Annotated in this window: 20 protein-coding genes and 1 tRNA gene; all 21 read right to left on the bottom strand. The window is 67.7% G+C overall.

Annotated features, from left to right (window positions below; all coding sequences use genetic code 11):
- Positions 1 to 8: 8 nt before the first annotated feature.
- The 21 genes from nuoL to tsaD all read right to left on the bottom strand — a co-directional run bounded on the left by nuoL (position 9) and on the right by tsaD (position 20953).
- Positions 9 to 2036: an NADH-quinone oxidoreductase subunit L gene (nuoL, locus tag P1K89_RS22820; protein ID WP_284618825.1), complete on the bottom strand. Its 2028-nt coding sequence runs from the start codon at positions 2034 to 2036 to the stop codon at positions 9 to 11.
- A 6-nt stretch (positions 2037 to 2042) separates the two neighbouring features.
- Positions 2043 to 2360 (bottom strand): NADH-quinone oxidoreductase subunit NuoK, encoded by a 318-nt coding sequence (gene nuoK / locus P1K89_RS22815; RefSeq protein ID WP_284618824.1) that lies wholly within the window; start codon positions 2358 to 2360, stop codon positions 2043 to 2045.
- Entirely contained in the window at positions 2357 to 3010 is a 654-nt protein-coding gene (locus P1K89_RS22810; RefSeq protein WP_284618823.1) for an NADH-quinone oxidoreductase subunit J, read from the bottom strand. The genes nuoK and P1K89_RS22810 overlap by 4 nt, the downstream gene beginning before the upstream one ends.
- A gap of 77 nt (positions 3011 to 3087) precedes the next feature.
- Positions 3088 to 3579 carry an NADH-quinone oxidoreductase subunit NuoI gene (gene nuoI / locus P1K89_RS22805; RefSeq protein ID WP_284618822.1) on the bottom strand — a complete coding sequence of 164 codons (492 nt, stop codon included), beginning with the start codon at positions 3577 to 3579 and terminating at the stop codon, positions 3088 to 3090.
- Positions 3580 to 3586: 7 nt separating this feature from the next.
- The gene (nuoH, locus tag P1K89_RS22800; RefSeq protein ID WP_284618821.1) at positions 3587 to 4687 is read right to left on the bottom strand and encodes an NADH-quinone oxidoreductase subunit NuoH; all 1101 of its coding nucleotides are present in this window, start codon (positions 4685 to 4687) and stop codon (positions 3587 to 3589) included.
- 1 nt (position 4688) lies between these two features.
- Positions 4689 to 7013, bottom strand: a complete 2325-nt coding sequence (gene nuoG / locus P1K89_RS22795; RefSeq protein ID WP_284618820.1) for an NADH-quinone oxidoreductase subunit NuoG — start codon at positions 7011 to 7013, stop codon at positions 4689 to 4691.
- A 17-nt stretch (positions 7014 to 7030) separates the two neighbouring features.
- Entirely contained in the window at positions 7031 to 8410 is a 1380-nt protein-coding gene (gene nuoF / locus P1K89_RS22790) for an NADH-quinone oxidoreductase subunit NuoF (protein ID WP_284618904.1), read from the bottom strand.
- A gap of 11 nt (positions 8411 to 8421) precedes the next feature.
- Positions 8422 to 8943, bottom strand: coding sequence for an NADH-quinone oxidoreductase subunit NuoE family protein (locus tag P1K89_RS22785; protein ID WP_284618819.1), 522 nt, complete (start codon positions 8941 to 8943; stop codon positions 8422 to 8424).
- A 71-nt stretch (positions 8944 to 9014) separates the two neighbouring features.
- Entirely contained in the window at positions 9015 to 10268 is a 1254-nt protein-coding gene (locus tag P1K89_RS22780) for an NADH-quinone oxidoreductase subunit D (protein ID WP_284618818.1), read from the bottom strand.
- 15 nt (positions 10269 to 10283) lie between these two features.
- A complete protein-coding gene (locus P1K89_RS22775) occupies positions 10284 to 10883 on the bottom strand; it encodes an NADH-quinone oxidoreductase subunit C (protein WP_284618817.1) in 600 nt (199 codons plus the stop codon).
- A gap of 13 nt (positions 10884 to 10896) precedes the next feature.
- A complete protein-coding gene (locus P1K89_RS22770) occupies positions 10897 to 11376 on the bottom strand; it encodes a NuoB/complex I 20 kDa subunit family protein (protein WP_284618816.1) in 480 nt (159 codons plus the stop codon).
- Between the two features lie 12 nt (positions 11377 to 11388).
- The gene (locus P1K89_RS22765) at positions 11389 to 11748 is read right to left on the bottom strand and encodes an NADH-quinone oxidoreductase subunit A (RefSeq protein ID WP_284618815.1); all 360 of its coding nucleotides are present in this window, start codon (positions 11746 to 11748) and stop codon (positions 11389 to 11391) included.
- Between the two features lie 157 nt (positions 11749 to 11905).
- A tRNA-Leu gene (locus P1K89_RS22760) sits at positions 11906 to 11990 on the bottom strand.
- A gap of 218 nt (positions 11991 to 12208) precedes the next feature.
- Positions 12209 to 12625: a preprotein translocase subunit SecG gene (gene secG, locus P1K89_RS22755; protein WP_284618814.1), complete on the bottom strand. Its 417-nt coding sequence runs from the start codon at positions 12623 to 12625 to the stop codon at positions 12209 to 12211.
- A gap of 43 nt (positions 12626 to 12668) precedes the next feature.
- Complete coding sequence (tpiA, locus tag P1K89_RS22750) at positions 12669 to 13409, bottom strand: triose-phosphate isomerase (RefSeq protein WP_284618813.1); 741 nt, start codon at positions 13407 to 13409, stop codon at positions 12669 to 12671.
- Between the two features lie 10 nt (positions 13410 to 13419).
- On the bottom strand, positions 13420 to 14412 hold the full coding sequence (locus P1K89_RS22745) for an NAD(P)H-quinone oxidoreductase (protein WP_284618812.1): 993 nt from the start codon (positions 14410 to 14412) through the stop codon (positions 13420 to 13422).
- A gap of 15 nt (positions 14413 to 14427) precedes the next feature.
- Positions 14428 to 16764 (bottom strand): polyribonucleotide nucleotidyltransferase, encoded by a 2337-nt coding sequence (pnp, locus tag P1K89_RS22740; RefSeq protein ID WP_284618811.1) that lies wholly within the window; start codon positions 16762 to 16764, stop codon positions 14428 to 14430.
- A 215-nt stretch (positions 16765 to 16979) separates the two neighbouring features.
- Positions 16980 to 17249 (bottom strand): 30S ribosomal protein S15, encoded by a 270-nt coding sequence (gene rpsO / locus P1K89_RS22735; RefSeq protein WP_284618810.1) that lies wholly within the window; start codon positions 17247 to 17249, stop codon positions 16980 to 16982.
- Positions 17250 to 17423: 174 nt separating this feature from the next.
- A complete protein-coding gene (locus tag P1K89_RS22730; protein WP_284618809.1) occupies positions 17424 to 18587 on the bottom strand; it encodes a pyridoxal phosphate-dependent aminotransferase in 1164 nt (387 codons plus the stop codon).
- Between the two features lie 19 nt (positions 18588 to 18606).
- Positions 18607 to 19911 carry a branched-chain amino acid ABC transporter substrate-binding protein gene (locus P1K89_RS22725; protein ID WP_284618808.1) on the bottom strand — a complete coding sequence of 435 codons (1305 nt, stop codon included), beginning with the start codon at positions 19909 to 19911 and terminating at the stop codon, positions 18607 to 18609.
- Positions 19912 to 19918: 7 nt separating this feature from the next.
- Complete coding sequence (gene tsaD, locus P1K89_RS22720; protein ID WP_284618807.1) at positions 19919 to 20953, bottom strand: tRNA (adenosine(37)-N6)-threonylcarbamoyltransferase complex transferase subunit TsaD; 1035 nt, start codon at positions 20951 to 20953, stop codon at positions 19919 to 19921.
- Positions 20954 to 20984 lie beyond the last annotated feature (31 nt).

Here is a 20984-nt window from a genome sequence, read left to right as displayed (position 1 = left end):
GCGTGTCTTTAGCGCCCGAACATGCCGGACACGGTGGGCCACAGCTGCCAGGTCAGCAGTCCGAAGACGCCGAGCAGCATCACCAGCGCATACCAGTACAGGTAGCCGGTCTGGATCAGGCGCGTCAGCGCGGCCAGACCGCCGACGGCGCGCGCCGAACCATTGATGATCGCCCCGTCGATCAGGCCCTGGTCACCGCCCTTCCACAGGCCGACGCCGATGCCGCGCGCGAGCGGCGCGATCAGGTGCTCGTTGATCCAGTCCATGTAGTACTTGTTCTCGAGCACCACGACGATCGGGCGGAAGATGCGCGCGATCGTGGCCGGGATCGACGGCATCACCATGTAGAACACATAAGCCGCGACCACGCCGCCGAGCGCCAGCCAGAACGGCAGGGTCTTGAGCCCGTGCACGGCCATGGCGAACGGACCATGGAACAGCTTCGCGAGCTCGGCCATCGCCGGGTGGCGGGCCGCGTCGACGACGATCGAGTCCTTGAAGAAGTCGCCGAACAGCATCGGCCCGATCGTCATGAAGCCGATCACCACCGAGGGGATGGCCAGCAGCACCAGCGGTGCGGTGACGACCCACGGGCTCTCGTGCGGCGTGTGGTCATGGCCGTGGCCATGGTCGTCGTGGTGGTCGTGCTCGCCGGGGAAGGGCTTGTGGTGGAAGCGCTCCTTGCCGTGGAAGACGAGGAAGTACATCCGGAACGAATAGAACGCGGTGACGAAGACGCCGAGCGTGACGGCGAACATCGCGAAGCCGGCGCCGGGCAGCTTGCTGAAGTGCACCGCCTCGATGATCGAGTCCTTCGAGTAGAAGCCGGCGAAGAACGGCGTGCCGATCAGCGCCAGCGAGCCCAGCAGCGACGTGAACCAGGTGATGGGCATGTACTTGCGCAGCCCGCCCATGTTGCGGATGTCCTGGTCATGGTGCATGCCGATGATCACCGAGCCGGCGCCCAGGAACAGCAGCGCCTTGAAGAACGCGTGCGTCATCAGGTGGAACACCGCGACCGAGTAGGCCGAGACGCCCAGCGCGACCGTCATGTAGCCGAGCTGGCTCAGCGTGGAGTACGCGACGACGCGCTTGATGTCGTTCTGGATGATGCCGAGGAAGCCCATGAACAGCGCGGTGATCGCGCCGATCACCAGCACGAAGTTCAGCGCCGTGTCCGACAGCTCGAACAGCGGCGACATGCGGGCGACCATGAAGATGCCGGCGGTCACCATCGTCGCCGCGTGGATCAGCGCGGAGATCGGCGTCGGGCCTTCCATCGAGTCGGGCAGCCAGACATGCAGCGGGAACTGCGCGCTCTTGCCCATCGCGCCGATGAACAGGCAGATGCAGGTCACCGTGATCAGCATCCATTCGGTGCCGGGGAACATCAGCTTCGCGAGCTCGGGGCCCTTCGCGAAGACCTCGGCGTAGCTCAGCGAGCCGGCGTAGGTGACCAGCAGGCCGATGCCGAGGATGAAGCCGAAGTCGCCCACCCGGTTGACCAGGAAGGCCTTCAGGTTCGCGAAGATCGCGGTCGGCTTCTTGAACCAGAAGCCGATCAGCAGATAGGACACCAGGCCCACCGCCTCCCAGCCGAAGAACAGCTGCAGGAAGTTGTTGCTCATCACGAGCATCAACATCGAGAAGGTGAACAGCGAGATGTACGAGAAGAAGCGCTGGTAGCCCGGGTCTTCTTCCATGTAGCCGATGGTGTAGACGTGCACCATCAGCGACACGAAGGTCACCACGCACATCATCATGGCCGTCAGGCCGTCGACCAGGAAGCCGACTTCCATCTTCAGCGGCCCGAGCACCATCCACTCGTAGACGGTGGCATTGAAGCGCGCACCGTCGACGGCCACCGACTTCAGCACCATCGCCGAGACGATGAAGGAGATCAGCACGCCGAGGATGGTCACCATGTGCGCGCCGCGGCGGCCGATGGCACGCCCGAAGAAACCGGCGATCACGGCGCCCGCCAGCGGTGCCAGCGGCACCGTCAGCAGCAGGTTCTGGGAAAGTTGGGAGGCCATGCGCGGTCAGCCTTTCAGCGCGTCGAGCTCTTCGACGTTGATGGTCGCGCGGTTGCGGAACAGCACCACGAGGATCGCGAGGCCGATCGCCGATTCGGCGGCCGCCACCGTGAGGATGAAGAACACGAACACCTGGCCGGCCATGTCGCCCAGGTAGTGCGAGAAGGCCACGAAGTTGAGGTTCACCGCCAGCAGCATCAGCTCGATCGCCATCAGCAGCACGATCAGGTTGCGGCGGTTCAGGTAGATGCCGATCACCGACAGCGCGAACAGCAGGCCGCCGAGCGACAGGTAGTGACCGAGCGTGATCGGACCCAATGTCATTTCTTCTCTCCTGCGGCAGGCGCGGCGGGGGCCGCCGGCGGCGCGGCCGGCGCGTCGATCACCGGCGACATCTTCACGATGCGCAGGCGGTCGGCCTTCTTCGCCTTCACCTGCTGCCCCGGGTCGAGGTAGCGGCTGTCCTTGCGGCGGCGCAGCGTCAGCGCGATCGCGGCGACGATGGCCACCAGCAGCAGCACGGCGGCGACCTGCAGCGGGTACAGGTACTTCGTATAGACCTCGATGCCCAGCAGCCGGGTATTGCCCAGCTTCGCGAGCGCGGGGTCGAGCGCCGGCGCTTCGGTCAGGCGGAAGCCGCCCATCAGCACCAGCGCCATCTCGAGCGCGATGACCGCGCCGATCAGGCCGGCCAGCGGCAGGTGCTTCCAGAAGCCGTCGCGGAACTCGTCCCCTTTCAGGTCGAGCATCATCACGACGAACAGGAACAGCACCATCACCGCGCCGACGTAGACGAGCACCAGCGCAATCGCGAGGAACTCGGCTTTCAGCAGCATCCAGATGACGGCGGCGTTGGCAAAGGCCAGCACCAGGTAGAGCGCGGCGTGCACGGTGCTCTTCGCCGTGATGACACGGAACGAAGCGAACAGCAGCACGGCGGAGAACAGGTAGAACAGTGCGCCGGTGGTATTCATGGTGTGAGCGGCTTGAGCGCCCGCGCTCCTCCTGGCCCGGTCCCGGCTTCTGATTGCACGGGTGTGGGCCGAAGGCGTCAGCGGTACCTCGCGTCGGCCTCCTTGTTGGCGGCGATTTCTTTCTCGTAGCGGTCACCGACGGCCAGCAGCATGTCCTTCGTGAAGTACAGGTCGCCGCGCTTTTCGCCGTGGTACTCGAAGATGTGCGTCTCGACGATCGAGTCGACCGGGCAGCTTTCCTCGCAGAAGCCGCAGAAGATGCACTTGGTCAGGTCGATGTCGTAGCGCGTCGTGCGGCGGGAGCCGTCGTCGCGCACATCGGATTCGATGGTGATGGCCAGCGCCGGGCACACCGCCTCGCACAGCTTGCAGGCGATGCAGCGCTCCTCGCCGTTCTCGTAGCGGCGCAGCGCGTGCAGGCCGCGGAAGCGCGGCGACAGCGGCGTCTTCTCCTCCGGGAACTGCACGGTGATCTTCTTCTGGAAGAAATGCCGGCCGGTGAGCTTCATGCCCTTCAGCAGTTCCAGCAGCATGAAGCTGCTGACGAAGTCTTTCAGTGCGGAAGCCATTGGGATTTCACTTCCAGATGTTGAAGGGCGTCTGCATCCAGGCACCGACCACGACCAGCCAGACCAGCGTGACCGGGATGAAGATCTTCCAGCCCAGGCGCATGATCTGGTCGTAGCGGTAGCGCGGGAAGGTCGCGCGCACCCACAGGAACATCGTCACGATGACGAAGGTCTTGCCGAAGAACCACAGCCAGTCCCAGAACCACGCGGTCTGCGCGATGAAGGCCGGCGTGTCCATGCCGAGCGCGCCGAAGCTGATGGGCGCGGTCCAGCCGCCGAGGAACATCGTCACCGCCAGCGCGGAGACGAGCCACATGTTGGCGTACTCGGCCAGGAAGAACATCGCGAAGGCCATGCCCGAGTACTCGATCATGTGGCCGGCGACGATCTCGGATTCGCCTTCGACGACGTCGAACGGATGGCGGTTGGTCTCGGCCAGGCCGGAGATGAAGTAGACGACGAAGATCGGCAGCAGCGGCAGCCAGTTCCACGACAGGAAGGTCAGGCCGCGTTCGGCGAACCAGCCCTTGCCCTGGCCGAGCACGATCTCGGTCATGTTCAGGCTGCCCGAGACCATCAGCACCACGACCAGCGCAAAGCCCATCGCGATCTCGTAGCTGACCATCTGCGCCGACGCGCGCAGCGCGCCGAGGAAGGCGTACTTCGAGTTCGAGGCCCAGCCGGCGATGATCACGCCGTAAACCTCGAGCGAGGTGATCGCCATCAGGAACAGCAGGCCGGCGTTGATGTTCGACACCGCGACTTCCGGGCCGAAAGGTATGACTGCCCACGCGACCAGCGCCGGCATGATGGTCATCACCGGGCCGAGGAAGAACAGGCCCTTGTTCGCCGCGGTCGGACGGATGATCTCCTTGAAGATCAGCTTGACCGCGTCGGCGATCGGCGTCAGCAGGCCGTAGGGCCCGACGCGGTTCGGGCCCGGCCGGATCTGCGTCCAGCCGATGGCCTTGCGCTCCCACAGCGTGAGGTAGGCGACGCAGATCATCAGCGGCGCGACCAGCGCGACGATCTTGATGACCGACCAGACCACCGGCCAGAGCGTGCCGCCGAGATAGTGCACGCCGAGTTGGTTGATTTGCTCGAACATGTCAGGCCTTGTCGATGCTGATCGGGCCGAACATCGCGCCCAAGGTCGCGGTCAGCGGGTGACCAGCCGGCACGCGCACGGCGTTGTCGGCGGTCGCGCTGTCGATGCGCACCGGCAGCACCGCGCTGGCGCTGCCCTGCGATACCCGCACCTCGGCGCCGGCGACGACGCCCAGCCGCGACGCGAGCGCCGGGGCGATCGTGACCACCGGCGGCGCCGCATCGGCGGTGCGCTGCAGCGACACCGCGCGACGCACCAGCACGTCGGTGCTGTAGATCGGCACGTCGGCGATGCGCTCGAGCCCGCCGGCAGCGGGCGCGCCGACGTCGATCGCGGCATTGCTGCGGTTGTCGAGGCGGTCCGCGACCGTCGCGAGGTCGCCCAAGGCCTCGGCGAGCACTTCGTCCGAAGTCTCGTGGCCGAAGCCGGCGAGGCCCAGCAGGTTGCCCAGCACGCGCAGCACCTTCCACGCCGGCCGCGTCTCGCCGACCGGCTTGGCGACGCCGTGGAAGCGCTGCACCCGGCCTTCGGCATTCACGAAGGTGCCGGCGGTTTCTGTGAACGGCGCGATCGGCAGCAGCACGTCGGCGTTGTCGACCGCGGCGTCCTCGAACGAGGTCAGCGCGACGACGAGGCCGGCGCCATTCATCGCGGCGCGCGCGGCGGCGGCGTTCGCCGCATCGAGCGCCGGCTCGACGTCGAGCAGCAGCAGCGCCTTCATCGGCTCGGTCAGCATGCGGGCCGCGTTCAGCCCGCCGTCGCCAGGCAGCGCCTGCACCAACTGGGCGCCGACCGAGTTCGCGGCCTCGCCGAAGTGGCCGAGCTTCGCGCCGGTGTGCTCGGCGATCCACTGCGCCAGCGCCAGCAACTGGCCTGCTTGCGGATGCTGCGTGGCCGCATTGCCCAGCAGGATGGCCTTGCGCTCGCCGGACAACAGGGCGTCGGCGACCGCCTTGGCGTCGTCGTTGACCAGCGCATTGGCCGGTGCGGCGAGACCCTTGGCCGTTGCCACATAACCCGCGATGTCAGCGAGTGCCTGGGCCCAGGCGGCGGGTGCTGCCGTGAGCCGGCCGGCGACCGGCATCGCCCAGTCGTCGTGTGCCGCGTTCAGGCTGTACACCAGCCCGCCGCGGCGCGCCGCCTGGCGGATGCGCTGCGCGAACAGCGGATGGTCCTTGCGCAGGAACGAGCCGATCATGAAGACGCGGTCCAGCGTCGACAGGCTGGCGATGGGCATGCCCAGCCAGCGGGCCCGGCCCGCGGGCGCCGCATTGCCGAAGTCGGCATGGCGCAGGCGCGTGTCGATGTTCTGGCTGCCCAGACCACGCACCAGCTTGGCCAGCAGGTGCAGTTCCTCGACCGTGCGGTGCGGCGTGGCCAGCGCGCCGATCGCGGTGCTGCCGTGCTCGGTCTGGATGCGCTTCAAGCCGTCGGCGACGTAGCCGAGTGCGGTGTTCCAGTCGACGGCCTTCCATTGGCCGCCCTGCTTGATCATCGGCGTCGTCAGGCGGCGCTCGCTGTTGAGCGCCTCGTAGCTGAAACGATCGCGGTCGGCGATCCAGCACTCGTTGACGTCCTCGTTCTCCAGCGGCACGACGCGCATCACCTTGCCGCCCTTGACCTGCACGATCAGGTTGGCGCCGGTGGAGTCGTGCGGGCTGATGCTCTTGCGCCGCGACAGCTCCCAGGTGCGGGCGGAGTAGCGGAAGGGCTTGCTGGTCAGCGCACCGACCGGGCAGATGTCGATCATGTTGCCCGACAGCTCGGAATCCACCGTGCCGCCGGTCATCGTCGTGATCTCGCTGTGCTCGCCGCGATGGATCATGCCTAGCTCCATCACGCCGGCCACTTCCTGGCCGAAGCGCACGCAGCGGGTGCAGTGGATGCAGCGCGTCATCTCTTCCATCGAGATCAGCGGGCCGACGTTCTTGTGGAAGACGACGCGCTTCTCTTCCTCGTAGCGCGAGCCGCTGCCGCCGTAGCCGACGGCCAGGTCCTGCAGCTGGCATTCACCGCCCTGGTCGCAGATCGGGCAGTCGAGCGGGTGGTTGATGAGCAGGAACTCCATCACCGACTTCTGCGCCTTCAGCGCCTTCTCGCTCTTCGTGCGCACGATCATGCCCTGCGTCACCGGCGTGGCGCACGCCGGCATCGGCTTCGGCGCCTTCTCGATGTCGACCAGGCACATGCGGCAGTTGGCCGCGATGCTGAGCTTCTTGTGGTAGCAGAAGTGCGGGATCGTCGTGCCGGCGGCGTCGGCCGCATGCATCACCATGCTGCCTTCGGCGACCGCGACCTTCTTGCCGTCGAGTTCGATTTCGATCATGTGCGGCTTCTTCGGGATCAGGCGTGCGAGTGACCGACGGACGGGCCGCCGGAGTGGCCGCCGACCTGGCAGCGCTTGTGTTCGACGTGGTAGGCGAACTCGTCGCGGAAGTGCTTCAGCATGCCGCGCACCGGCATCGCGGCGGCATCGCCCAACGCACAAATGGTGCGGCCCATGATGCTTTCGGCCACCGAGTCCAGCAGCGCCAGGTCATCATGGCGGCCTTCGCCGTGCTCGATGCGGTTCACCAGCCGCCACAACCAGCCGGTGCCCTCGCGGCACGGCGTGCACTGGCCGCAGCTTTCGTGCGTGTAGAAGTACGACAGGCGCAACAGGCTCTTCACCATACAACGGGTGTCGTCCATCACGATGACCGCGCCCGAGCCGAGCATCGAGCCGGCCTTGGCGATGGAGTCGTAGTCCATCGTGCAGTCCATCATCACCTGCGCCGGCAGCACCGGTGCCGACGAGCCGCCGGGGATCACGGCCTTCAGCTTGCGCCCGCCCTTCACGCCGCCGGCGAGCTCGAGGATGGTGGCGAACGGCGTGCCGAGCGGGACCTCGTAGTTGCCGGGGCGCTCGACGTCGCCGACCATCGAGAAGATCTTCGTTCCCCCGTTGTTCGGCTTGCCGCACTCCAGGTAGGCCTGGCCGCCGTGACGGATGATCCACGGCACCGCGGCGAAGGTCTCGGTGTTGTTGATCGTCGTCGGCTTGCCGTACAGGCCGTAGCTCGCCGGGAACGGCGGCTTGAAGCGCGGCTGGCCCTTCTTGCCTTCGAGCGACTCCAGCAGGGCCGTCTCCTCGCCGCAGATGTAGGCGCCGAAGCCGTGGTGCGCGTGCAGCTGGAAGCTGTAGCCGGAGCCGAGGATGTTGGCGCCGAGGTAACCGGCCGCACGGGCCTCTTCCAGCGCTTCCTCGAAGCGCTCGTAGATCTCGAAGATCTCGCCGTGGATGTAGTTGTAGCCGACCGAGATGCCCATCGCGTAGGCCGCGATGATCATGCCCTCGATGACGATGTGCGGGTTGTAGGCGAGGATGTCGCGGTCCTTGCAGGTGCCGGGTTCGCCCTCGTCGGAGTTGCACACCAGGTACTTCTGCACCGGCAGCGCGCGCGGCATGAAGCTCCACTTCAGGCCGGTCGGGAAACCCGCGCCGCCGCGGCCGCGCAGGCCGGAGTTCTTCACCTCGGCGACGACCTGGTCGGGCGTCATGCCCTCGCCACCGTCCTTGCCGAGGATCTTGCGCAGCGCCTGGTAGCCGCCGCGCGCTTCGTAGTCCTTCAGGCGCCAGTTGCCGCCGTCCAGGCCGGCAACGATCTGCGGGTTGATGTGGCGGTCGTGGAAGCAGGTCTCCACGCCCTTGGCCTGGAACTTCGAGAGATCGAGCATCTGCATGGTGATGACGCTCACTTCGCCTGCGACTTGAGCGTCGCGATCAGGTCGTCGAGGCGGTCGTTGCTCATGTAGCTGACCATCTGGCGGTCGTTGACCAGCATCACCGGCGCGTCGGCACAGGCGCCGAGGCACTCGCACTTCTGCACGGTGAAGAGGCCGTCGGCCGTCGTGCCGCCCTCTTCCACGCCGAGCTTCTCGCACAGGTGTTGCAGGGCATGCTCGCCGTTGCGCAGCTGGCACGGCAGGTTGGTGCAGACGTTCAGCTTGAACTGCCCCACCGGCCGCTGGTTGTACATGTTGTAGAAGGTCGTGACCTCGCGCACCGCGATCGGCGCCATGCCGAGGTAGGCGGCGATCGCCTCCTCGGCATCGCCGGAGATCCAGCCCTGCTCCTGCTGCACGATGGCCAGGCAGGCCATCACGGCCGATTGCCGCTGTTCTGCGGGGTACTTGGCGACTTCCTTCGCGAAGCGTTCGACCGTCGCGGGCGGAAGCGTCGCGATGCGCGCTTGTTGGGCGTCTGAGAGATTCAATTAGCCCCCTTGGCGCTGCGCGCCTTCCCCCCGAGGGGGAGCAGATTTCTTGGGAACGGCCCGGCGAAATTTCATCGATCGATCTCGCCAAACACGATGTCCATGGTGCCGATGATCGCGACCGCGTCGGCAATCATGTGGCCGCGCGCCATCTCGTCGAGCGCGGCAAGGTGCGAAAAGCCCGGCGCGCGGATCTTCAGGCGGTAGGGCTTGTTGGCGCCGTCGGACACCAGGTAGATGCCGAACTCGCCCTTCGGATGCTCCACCGCCGAGTAGACCTCGCCTTCGGGCACGCGGAAGCCTTCGGTGAAGAGCTTGAAGTGGTGGATCAGCTCCTCCATGTTGGACTTCATGTCCACGCGCGGAGGGGGCGCCACCTTGTGGTTGTCGATGATCACCGGCCCGGGGTTCGCACGCAGCCAGGCCACGCACTGCTGGATGATGCGGTTCGACTGGCGCATCTCCTCGACGCGCACGAGGTAGCGGTCGTAGGTGTCGCCGTTGACGCCGACCGGCACGTCGAAGTCCATGCGATCGTAGACCTCGTAGGGCTGCGTCTTGCGCAGGTCCCAGGCGATGCCCGAGCCGCGCAGCATCGGGCCGGTCAGGCCGAGGTTCATCGCGCGCTCGGGCGACACGACGCCGATTCCCACGGTGCGCTGCTTCCAGATGCGGTTGTCGGTCAGCAGCGTCTCGTAGTCGTCGACGTTCTTCGGGAAGCGGCGGCAGAAGTCGTCGATGAAGTCGAGCAGCGAGCCCTGGCGGTTCTCATTGAGCTGCGCCATCGCGCGCGCGTTGCGCAGCTTCGACGGCTGGTACTGCGGCATCGAGTCCGGCAGGTCGCGGTAGACGCCGCCCGGGCGGTAGTAGGCCGCGTGCATGCGCGCGCCCGAGACCGCCTCGTACATGTCGAAGATGTCCTCGCGCTCGCGGAAGCAGTAGATGAGGATGTTCATCGCGCCGCAGTCGAGGCCGTGCGCGCCGAGCCACAGCAGGTGGTTCAGCAGGCGCGTCAGCTCGTCGAACATCACGCGGATGTACTGCGCCCGCAGCGGCACCTCGATGCCCAGCAGCTTCTCGATCGCCAGGCAGTACGCGTGCTCGTTGCTCATCATCGACACGTAGTCGAGACGATCCATGTACGGCAGCGACTGGATGTAGGTCTTGCTCTCGGCGAGCTTCTCGGTCGCGCGGTGCAGCAGGCCGATGTGCGGATCGGCGCGCTGGATCACCTCGCCGTCGAGCTCGAGCACGAGGCGCAGCACGCCGTGGGCCGCCGGATGCTGCGGTCCGAAGTTCAGCGTGTAGTTCTTGATTTCAGCCATGGATGACGTCCGAACTCAGTGGAGACCGCCGTAGTTGTCCTCGCGGATGATGCGCGGCGTGATCTCGCGCGGCTCGATCGTCACCGGCTGGTAGATCACGCGGCGCTGCTCGGGGTCGTAGCGCATCTCGACGTGGCCCGACACCGGGAAGTCCTTGCGCAGCGGGTGGCCGATGAAGCCGTAGTCGGTGAGGATGCGTCGCAGGTCGATATGGCCGTCGAAGATCACGCCGATCATGTCGAAGGCCTCGCGCTCGTACCAGTTCGCGGCGGCCCAGACCTCGGTCAGGCTCGGCAGCACCGGCACGTCGTCGTCGGTGGCGAAGACCTTCAGGCGCAGGCGCCAGTTCTTGCTGATCGACAGCAGGTGCGTGACGACGCAGTAGCGTGAACCGTCCCACGCCTGGTCCTTGTACGTCGAGTAGTCGACGCCGCAGAGGTCGGTGAGTTGCTCGAACTTCAGCGACGGAGCGTCGCGCAACTGCTGCGCGACGCCGAGGTAGTCGGCGGCGGCGACGGTGATCGTGATCTCGCCGCGCTCGCGCTTGAAGTGCTGGATCTTCGGGCCGAGCACACTCTCGAGCGCGGCCTGCAGGTTGTCTAGACGGGCTGTCATGAGGACCTTGTCGTCATGCGCGCGCGATGGTGTTCTCGCGCCGGATCTTGGCCTGCAGCTGCAGGATGCCGTACAGCAGCGCCTCGGCCGTCGGCGGGCAGCCGGGCACGTAGACGTCGACCGGCACGATGCGGTCGCAGCCGCGCACGACCGAGTAGCTGTAGTGGTAGTAGCCGCCGCCGTTGGCGCAGGAGCCCATGCTGAGCACCCAGCGCGGCTCGGCCATCTGGTCGTACACCTTGCGCAACGCGGGGCCCATCTTGTTGCACAGCGTGCCGGCGACGATCATCAGGTCGCTCTGGCGCGGGCTGGGACGGAACAGCATGCCGAAGCGGTCGATGTCGTAGCGGGCTGCACCCGCGTGCATCATCTCGACGGCGCAGCACGCCAGACCGAAGGTCATCGGCCACAGCGAACCGGTCTTGGACCAGTTCACCAGCGTGTCGACCGACGTGGTGACGAAGCCTTCTTTCAGAACACCTTCAATGCCCATGGCGATTCCTTGCTATTCCCAATCCAGGGCGCCCTTCTTCCACTCGTAGACGAAGCCGACCACGAGGATGCCGAGGAAGATCATCATGGCCCAGAAGCCGGTGGCGCCAACATCCTTCAGCGCGACCGCCCAGGGGAAGAGGAAGGCGATCTCGAGGTCGAACAGGATGAAGAGGATGGCCACGAGGTAGTAGCGCACGTCGAACTTCATGCGCGCGTCCTCGAAGGCCTCGAAGCCGCATTCGTACGGGCTGTTCTTCTGCGCATCGGGCCGGTTGGGGCCGAAGACGAAGCCGAGGACCTGGGGCGCGACACCCACTGCCACTCCGACCAGGATGAACAGGATGACAGGCAGGTACTGTTGCAGGTCCATGTGCGTCGGCGTCGTGGCGTGTGAAGCGATCCGGCGAAAAAAAGGCGCTCCGGTGACAACACGTTCAGTGCCGCAACGGTGCGCCCCCTTGTGCTCCCTGCTGGCAGGGCGCGCAACCCAGGTACCGGATGAGAACCTGGATTGCCTGGAATCCTTGTGGTGCCGACGGCGAGACTCGAACTCGCACAGCTTTCGCCACTACCCCCTCAAGATAGCGTGTCTACCAATTTCACCACGTCGGCACGGGTCCGGACCTGAGGTCCGCTCAACGTTCGGTTGGCATGAGGATGGCGCCCCGAACAGCCGCGCATTCTAAGCCGAAAACACCTCGAAACCGCCGCCCGGAACACGCTTGTCGCACGCCTGTTGCGCCACGGTCTCGCACGGCCTTGGACCTGCATCAAACGATCGCGTTCGTGATGCCGATCCGTCGCGTTCCGGCACGGCCTCCCGGGCCCTCTTACTTGGTCGGGATCTCGCCGGCGGATGCGGCCGGCGCTGGAGGCGCCACGGGCACGGCCTGCGGCGCGGGTGCTGCGCCCGGGATCTGCGCCTGCGCGGGTGCCGACGGCGCACTCGCCGAGATGGCCGCGCGGTCCAGCACGCTCTCGCGGCCCGTCGGCGCCTGCCCCCCGCTTCGGGTGTTGGCCATGTAGGCCAGCACCAGCGTGCAGATGAAGAAGATCGTCGCGCAGACGGCCGTCGAGCGCGACAGGAAGTTCGCGCTGCCGGTGGCGCCGAACAGGCTGCCCGAGGCGCCGCTGCCGAAGGACGCGCCCATGTCCGCACCCTTGCCGTGCTGCACCAGCACGAGGCCGATCATCGCCAGCGCCGCGACCAGCTGCAGCACGAGCACGAGGTTCATCCACACTTGCATGTTCTGTTCTCTCCAGGATTCTTCGAAGGGACGCGCGCGGGCTTCAGCCGGCCGCGCGGCAGATGGCGACGAAGTCGGCGGCCTTCAGGCTCGCGCCGCCGATCAGGCCGCCATCGATGTCGGGTTGCGCGAACAGGGTTGCCGCGTTGTCCGGCTTGACGCTGCCGCCGTACAGGATCTTCATCGTCGCGGCATGCGCCGTCGCGGCCTGCAGCTGCGCGCGCAGCACCGCGTGCACGGCCTGCGCCTGCTCCGGCGTGGCGGTGCGGCCGGTGCCGATCGCCCACACCGGCTCGTAGGCCACCACCATCTCGCCGGCGCAGTGGCCCAGCGTATGGATGACCGCCGACAGCTGCCGCTTGACCACGACCTCGGTCTGGCCGGTGTCGCGCTCGGCCAGCGTCTCGCCGACGCAGACGATCGGCGTCACGCCGCGCGCCAGTGCGGCCTTGGCCTTGTCGGCGACGAGCTGGTCACTTTCGTGGTGGTACTGGCGGCGCTCGGAGTGGCCGACGATGACGTAGCGGCAACCGAACTCGGCCAGCATGCCGACCGACACTTCGCCGGTGTAGGCGCCCTGCTCGTGCGCGGAGCAATCCTGCGCGCCCCAGCGCAGGTCGGTGCCGGCCAGCGCGACCGCCGTCTCCGACAGGTACGGGAACGGCACGCAGACCGCGACGTCGCAGCCGAACGGCCGCGCCGCGGCGATGCCGGCCAGCAGCTCTGCGTTGGCCTTGTGGTTGCCGTGCATCTTCCAGTTGCCGGCCACGAGCTTGCGTCGCATAGGTCTTCCTTCAGCCTTTCCAGTCCAGCACGATCTTGCCGACGTGCTGGCTCGATTCCATCAGCGCATGCGCCTCGGCCGCCTGCGCCGCCGGGAACACGCGGTTGATCACCGGCTTGACCTTCCCGGCCTCGATCCACGGCCACGCGTGCTGCTTCAGCGACGCCGCGATCGCACCCTTGAAGGCCACCGGCCGCGGCCGCAAGGTCGAGCCGCTGATCGTCAGCCGCCGGCGCAGGATCTCGCCGGCATTGACTTCGCTCTTGATGCCGCCCTGCACCGCGATGATCACGAGGCGGCCGTCGTCGGCCAGGCACTGCAGCTCGCGGCCGACATAGTCGCCGGCCACCATGTCGAGGATCACGTCGGCGCCGCGACCGCCGGTCGCTGCCTTGACCTCGGCGACGAAGTCCTGCGTGCGGTAGTTGATGCCGACGTCGGCGCCCAGTGCCTTGCAGGCCTCGAGCTTGTCATCGCTGCCGGCGGTGACGATCACCGTCGCGCCATGCGCCTTCGCCAGCTGGATCGCGGTGACGCCGATGCCGCTCGAGCCGCCCTGCACCAGCAGCGTCTCGCCGGGCTGCAGCCGCGCGCGATCGAAGACGTTGGACCAGACGGTGAAGCAGGTCTCTGGAAGGCTCGCTGCCTCGACGTCGGACAGGCCTTTCGGCACCGGCAGGCATTGCGGGATCGGCACGACGCACAGCTCGGCATAACCCCCGCCGGCCACCAGCGCACAGACACGATCGCCGAGCGCGAAGCCCGCCGCTGCCAGTTCGCCGGCGTCGCCGCCGACGATGCTGCCCGCGATCTCCAGCCCCGGCAGGTCCGACGCACCGGGCGGCGGCGCATAGGCGCCCTTGCGCTGCAGCACGTCGGGACGGTTGATGCCGGACGCGCTGACGCGCACCAGCAACTCGCCAGTCCCCGGCACCGGATCGGGACGGGTCGTCTCGACCAGCACCTCGGGGCCACCGAAGCCGTTCAGTCCGATCGCACGCATCGCCGCGCAGCCGGTTTACTGCTGGTCCTGCTGCTGTTGCTCGACGCCACGCGTCTCGGCAGCTGCGTCGCCCTCGGGCGTGCCCTCGCCGCCTTCGCGCGGCTGCTCGGCACGGTCCGGACGATCGCTGCGCTCGCGGCGCGGCGGACGATCGCCGCGGTCGCCGCGATCGCCACGCGGGCCCCGGTCGCCACGATCACCGCGGTCACCCCGGTCACCCCGCGGGCCGCGCTCGAAGCGTTCTTCCTCGTAGCCCTCGGGCTTGTCGAGCAGCGCCTTCATCGACAGCTTGATGCGGCCCTTCTCGTCGGTCTCCAGCACCTTGACCTTGACGACCTGGCCTTCCTGCAGGAAGTCGGTGACCTTCTCGACGCGCTGGTGCGCGATCTGGCTGATGTGCAGCAGGCCGTCCTTGCCCGGCAGGATGTTCACGAGCGCGCCGAAGTCCAGGATCTTGGTGATCGGGCCCTCGTACACCTTGCCGATCTCCGCCTCGGCGGTGATCTCGGTGATGCGCTTCTTCGCGAACTCCGCCTTGTCGGCATCCGTGGAGGCGATGGTGATGGTGCCGTCCTCGCCGATGTCGATCGTGCAGCCGGTTTCCTCGGTCAGCGCGCGGATCGTCGCACCGCCCTTGCCGATCACGTCGCGGATCTTCTCCGGGTTGATCTTCATCGTGTACAGGCGCGGCGCGAACTGCGAGACCTCGGTCTTCGCCTCGCCGACGGCTTCCTGCATCTTGCCCAGGATGTGCATGCGCGCTTCCTTGGCCTGCGCCAGCGCGACCTGCATGATCTCCTTCGTGATGCCCTGGATCTTGATGTCCATCTGCAGGGCCGTCACGCCGGCGGTGGTGCCGGCCACCTTGAAGTCCATGTCGCCGAGGTGGTCCTCGTCACCCAGGATGTCGGTGAGCACCGCGAAGCGGTTGCCTTCCTTGATCAGGCCCATCGCGATGCCGGCGACGTGCGCCTTCATCGGCACGCCGGCGTCCATCAGCGCCAGACAGCCGCCGCAGACCGAGGCCATCGACGACGAACCGTTCGACTCGGTGATCTCCGAGACGACGCGGATCGAGTACGGGAAGTCTTCCTTGCTCGGCAGCGCGGCGATCAGCGCGCGCTTGGCGAGGCGGCCGTGGCCGATCTCGCGCCGCTTCGGGCTGCCCACGCGCCCGGTTTCGCCGGTGGCGAACGGGGGCATGTTGTAGTGGAGCATGAAGCGGTCTTCGAACTCGCCGGCCAGCGCGTCGATGCGCTGCGCGTCGCGGTCGGTGCCCAGCGTCGAGATCACCAGCGCCTGCGTCTCGCCGCGCGTGAACAGCGCCGAGCCGTGGGTGCGCGGCAGCACGCCGGTGCGGATCTCGATCGGGCGCACCGTGCGGGTGTCGCGGCCGTCGATGCGCGGCTCGCCGGCGAGGATCTGGCCGCGCACGATGCGGGCCTCGATGTCGAACAGCAGGCCTTCGACCTTCACGCTGTCGAACTCGGCGCCTTCGGCCTTCAGCGCGGCCAGCGTGTTCGCGTACGCCTCGCGCGTGGCCTGGGTGCGGGCCTGCTTGCTGCGGATCTGGTAGGCAGCGCGCAGCGGCTCTTCGGCCAGCTGCGTGACCTTGGCGATGAAGGCTTCGTCCTTCGCCGGGGCCTGCCACTGCCATTCGGCCTTGCCGGCCTCGCGCACGAGCTCGTGGATGGCGTTGATCGCGACGTTGCCCTGCTCATGGCCGAAGACCACGGCGCCGAGCATCACTTCTTCGCTCAGCTGGTCGGCCTCGGACTCGACCATCAGCACCGCGGCTTCGGTGCCGGCGACGACGAGGTCCATCTTCGACTCGGCGAGCTGGGTCTTGCCCGGGTTCAGCACATATTCGCCGTTGACGTAGCCGACACGCGCGGCGCCGATCGGTCCGTTGAACGGGATGCCGGAGACGCTCAGCGCGGCGCTGGTGGCGATCATCGCGGCGACGTCGGCCTGCACCTCGGGGTTCAGGCTCAGCACATGGATGACGACCTGCACCTCGTTGAAGAAGCCCTCGGGGAACAGCGGGCGGATCGGGCGGTCGATCAGGCGGCTGGTCAGCGTCTCCAGCTCGCTCGGGCGGCCTTCACGCTTGAAGAAGCTGCCCGGGATCTTGCCGGCGGCGTAGGTCTTCTCGATGTAGTCGACCGTCAGCGGGAAGAAGTCCTGGCCGGCCTTGGCTTCGGTGCGTGCGACGACGGTGGCCAGCACCACGGTGCCTTCGATGTCGACAACGACGGCGCCGCTGGACTGGCGGGCGATCTCCCCGGTTTCCATCGTGACCTGATGGGGGCCCCACTGGAAGGTCTTGGTGATCTTGTTGAACATGCTCATGGGTGTCTCCGGTTCTTGGAGGGCGCACTCTGGCGGTGGCGCCGGTCGACCGGGAGCGTCTGTTGAGCCGGGTTCAGCGGCATGCCATTCCAACGAGGCCCCGGACTGCTCGGGCGGCGGTGGAATGACACAGCTGCGACTGAATCGGCACGCTCCAAAGTCAAAAGAGCCTGTGCTGGAGGAGGTCCAGACAGGCTCTTTCGATGGTGGGCTGCTTACTTGCGCAGGCCGAGCTTGTGGATCAGCGCGGTGTAGCGGTCAGCGTCCTTGCCCTTCAGGTAGTCCAGCAGCTTGCGACGGCGGCTGACCATCTTCAGCAGGCCGCGACGGCCGTGGTGATCCTTCAGATGGGTCTTGAAGTGCGGGGTCAGTTCGTTGATGCGGGCGGTCAGCAGGGCCACCTGCACTTCGGGAGAGCCGGTGTCGTTGGCAGCGCGGGCGTTGCTCTTGACGATTTCGGCGCGGTTGATATCGGCGACGGACATGGGTACGTTTCCTGAGTATTGGAAGCCGCCCGACGGACCCCTTCTGGTGGGATCTCAGCCGTCGCGGTTTCCGGTTGCCACTTGCGGCCGCGGGTGAAACCGACCCGCGCCGTGCTTGCTTCGTCCTGCGTGCCGGCCCGAATTCAACCCGGGCAGGCGCACAAAACTCGCGGATTATAGGCGAAGTGCCGACCGCAGGCGCTCGACACCCTGCAAGAGCCGCGCCGGGTCACGCGAGGCCAAGCACCAGCGCAGCCAGCCTTCGCCTTCGTCGCCGAAGGCCGCGCCGGGCGCCAGCCCCAGGCCGTGCTCGGCGACGAGGCGCTTCGCGAAGGCCAGCGAATCGCGCGCCTCGGGGAGCTCCGGCACCTGCAGGAAGGCATACATGCCGCCATCGGGGGTCGCCAGGCGCACGCCGGGCAAGGCGCCGAGCGCAGCGCACAGCGTGTCGCGGCAGGTCTTCAGGTGGCCGATCAGCGCCGGCACCGAGGCCTCGGCATCGGCCAGCGCGGCGAGCCCGCCGCGTTGCACGAACACGGGTGCGCAGGAGCTGTTGAACTCGATGAGCTTGCCCATCGCATCGAGGTGACCGCGCGGCAGCACCATCCAGCCCAGACGCCAGCCGGTCATCAGGAAGCTCTTCGAGAAGCTGTGCACGACGATCAGCCGGTCGTCGGGCGTCGTGACGTCGAGGAAGCTCGGCGCGCAGATGCTGCCCGAGCCGAACCACAGCCGCTCGTAGACCTCGTCGGCGACGATCCACGTGCCGGTGCGCCGGCAATGCTCGACGATCGCCTGCTGTTCGGCGCGCGACAGCGTCCAGCCGCTGGGGTTGTTCGGCGCGTTCAGCAGCAGCACGCGCGTGGCCGGCGTCACCGTCGCGAGCAACTGGTCCAGGTCCAGTCGCCATGCGCCGGCGGCGTCCGGCCGCAACGCCACGCGCCGGACCCGGGCCCCGAGGATCGCCGGCTGCGCCGGCAGGTTGGGCCACACCGGCGTGACGACGACCACCTCGTCGCCGGACTGCGCCAGCAACTGCATCGCGAGCATCAGCGCGGTGACACCGGACGAGGTGACGGCGATGCGGTCGTCCCCCGGATCGCCGTGCAGCGCGCTGGTGTAGCCGCGCAGTGCCGCGCGCAGTTCGACCAGGCCGAGGTTGTGGGAATAGAAGGTCTCGCCGCGCGCCAGCGACTCGGCCGCCGCCTGGCGCACCGGTTCCGGCGTCACCTGGTCGCTCTCGCCGAACCAGAAGGCCAGCACGTCGTCTCGGCCGAGGCCGGCATTGGCCACCTCGCGGATCTTCGACCCCGGCAGGTTGGCAATCGTCTCGCGCATCTTGCAGTCCTTCGCGGCTTCAGTCGGGCCGCTTCATGCGGCAGGTGTGCGATGCCTCGACCTGCTTCGCATCGAAGCGGCGCACGGTGCGGAAGCCGTAGCCAGAGCCCTCGACATCGTGCTTGACGCCCGGCGCGCCCAGCTTGTCCATCTGGCTCACCACCAGTGGTTGCTGGAACTGGTGGTCGTCGGCGCGCATCCAGCCGGCATGCACGCCGCCGAGCGGCGCCGCATCGAGCTCCAGCCCTTCCATCGCACGGGCCACCGCCACCGGGTCGGCGCTCTTCGCGCGCTCCATCGCCTGCGCCAGCAGCTCGATCATCGCCTGCATGCGCGCATGCAGGTAGTCGTCCTTCGGATCGGGATAACGCTTGCGGAACGCGGCCACCAGCGCATCCGACGGCGCATTGCCCAGGTTCGGATGCCACTCGGCGACCGCCAGCACCGAGCCGACGCCCGCTTCACCCAGCGTCGCCGGCACGCCCAGCGCGTTGCCGTAGAAGGTGTAGAACTTGACCGGCACGCCGAGGTCGCGCACCGCCTTGACCAGCAGGGTCAGGTCGTTGCCCCAGTTGCCGGTGACCACCGCCTGCGCACCGCTGGCGCGGATCTTGGTGGCGTAGGGCAGGAAGTCCTTCACCCGGCCCATCGGGTGCAGTTCCTCGCCGACGATCTGCACATCGGGCCGCCGCGCCTCGATCATCGTGCGGGCCTGCTTCACGACGTACTGGCCGAAGCTGTAGTCCTGGCCGATGAGATACGCCTTCTGCACGCCGCGGTCGTCCTTCAGCACGTCCATCAGCGCCGCCAGGCGCATGTCGGCATGCGCATCGAAGCGGAAGTGCCAGAAGCTGCAGCGCTCGTTGGTCAGCGCCGGCTCGACGGCCGAGTAGTTCAGGAACAGCGCGCGGCGCGAGGGCTCGCGCTCGTTGTGCTTGTTCAGCGCGTCGATCAGCGCGGCGGCCACCGCAGAGCTGTTGCCCTGCAGCACATAGCCGATGCGCTGGTCGAGCGCGCCGCGCAGCACCGACAGCGCTTCCTCGGCGTTGCCCTTGCTGTCCATGCGCACCAGTTCGAGCTTGCGCGCGCCGCCCGGCAGCTTCACGCCCCCGCGCTGGTTCACCCGCTCGACGGCCCAGTGCAGGTTGCGGAACACCGCCTCGCCGGCGTTGGCGAATGGGCCCGACAGGCCCTCGATCATCGCCAGCCGGATCGGTTCGGGTGCGGGTTGCTGCGCGAGCGAGACACCAGCGAGACCGGCGGAAAGGAACGCCGCGGCGAACGCGGCAGCAATGCGCCGGCGGCGCAGGAAAGCTGTAGTCATCGGGGGATCAGATCTGGTCCAGCGGCCAGCGCGGCCGCACATCGAAGGCATAGTCGCGGGCCGCGTTCGCGGCGCCCGCATCGAGCCGCATCGCCGCGGCCAGCGCGATCATCGCGCCGTTGTCGGTGCACAGCGCGAGCTCGGGGTAGTGCACGCGCAAGCCGCGCCGCAGCGCCGCGGCATCGAGCTGCTGACGCAGCATCGCATTGGCGCCGACGCCGCCGGAGACGACGAGGCGCTGCAGCCCGGTCGCCTTCAGCGCGCGCAGCGATTTCTTCACCAGCACCTCGACGATCGCCGCCTGCGTCGACGCGGCGAGGTCGGCGAGCTGCTGCGCCGTCGGCTCGGAGCCCAGCTTGCGGTGCTGGGTCATCACCGCGGTCTTGAGTCCGGCAAACGAGAAATCGAGGTCGCCGCTGTGCAGCAGGGGCCGCGGCAGCGCGTAGGCGTCGGGCCGACCGCCTTCGGCCAGCCGCGCCAGCGCCGGACCGCCGGGGTAGCCCAGGCCCAGCAGCTTCGCGGACTTGTCGAAGGCTTCGCCGGCGGCATCGTCGATGGTCTCGCCGAGCAGCTCGTACTGCCCGACCGCGTCGACCCGCATCAGCTGCGTGTGCCCGCCCGAGACCAGCAGCGCGACGAAGGGGAAGCTCGGCGCATCGGCCGACAGGAAGGGCGACAGCAGGTGGCCCTCGAGGTGGTGCACGCCGAGCGTCGGCTTGTCCAGCGCCGCGGCCAGTGCGCAGGCGACCCCGGCGCCGACCAGCAGCGCGCCGGCCAGCCCCGGGCCCTTGGTGTACGCCACCACGTCGATGTCGGCCAGCGTCGCGCCGGCCTCGGCCAGCACGCTGCGCGTCAGCGGCAGCACGCGGCGGATGTGGTCGCGCGAGGCCAGCTCGGGCACCACGCCGCCGTAGGCCTCGTGCATCTGCACCTGGCTGTGCAGCGCGTGGGCACGCAATCGGGGCAGCGCACCACCGGGCGACGTCGACACCAGCGCCACGCCGGTCTCGTCGCAGGAGGATTCGATGCCCAGCACGTTCATCGGCGGAATTCTAGGTGGCGCGAAAGTTGCA

It is taken from the genome of Aquabacterium humicola (assembly GCF_030167915.1).
GTDB classification, from domain to species: domain Bacteria; phylum Pseudomonadota; class Gammaproteobacteria; order Burkholderiales; family Burkholderiaceae_C; genus Pseudaquabacterium; species Pseudaquabacterium humicola.
This window is presented reverse-complemented; position numbering and strand designations above follow the sequence as displayed.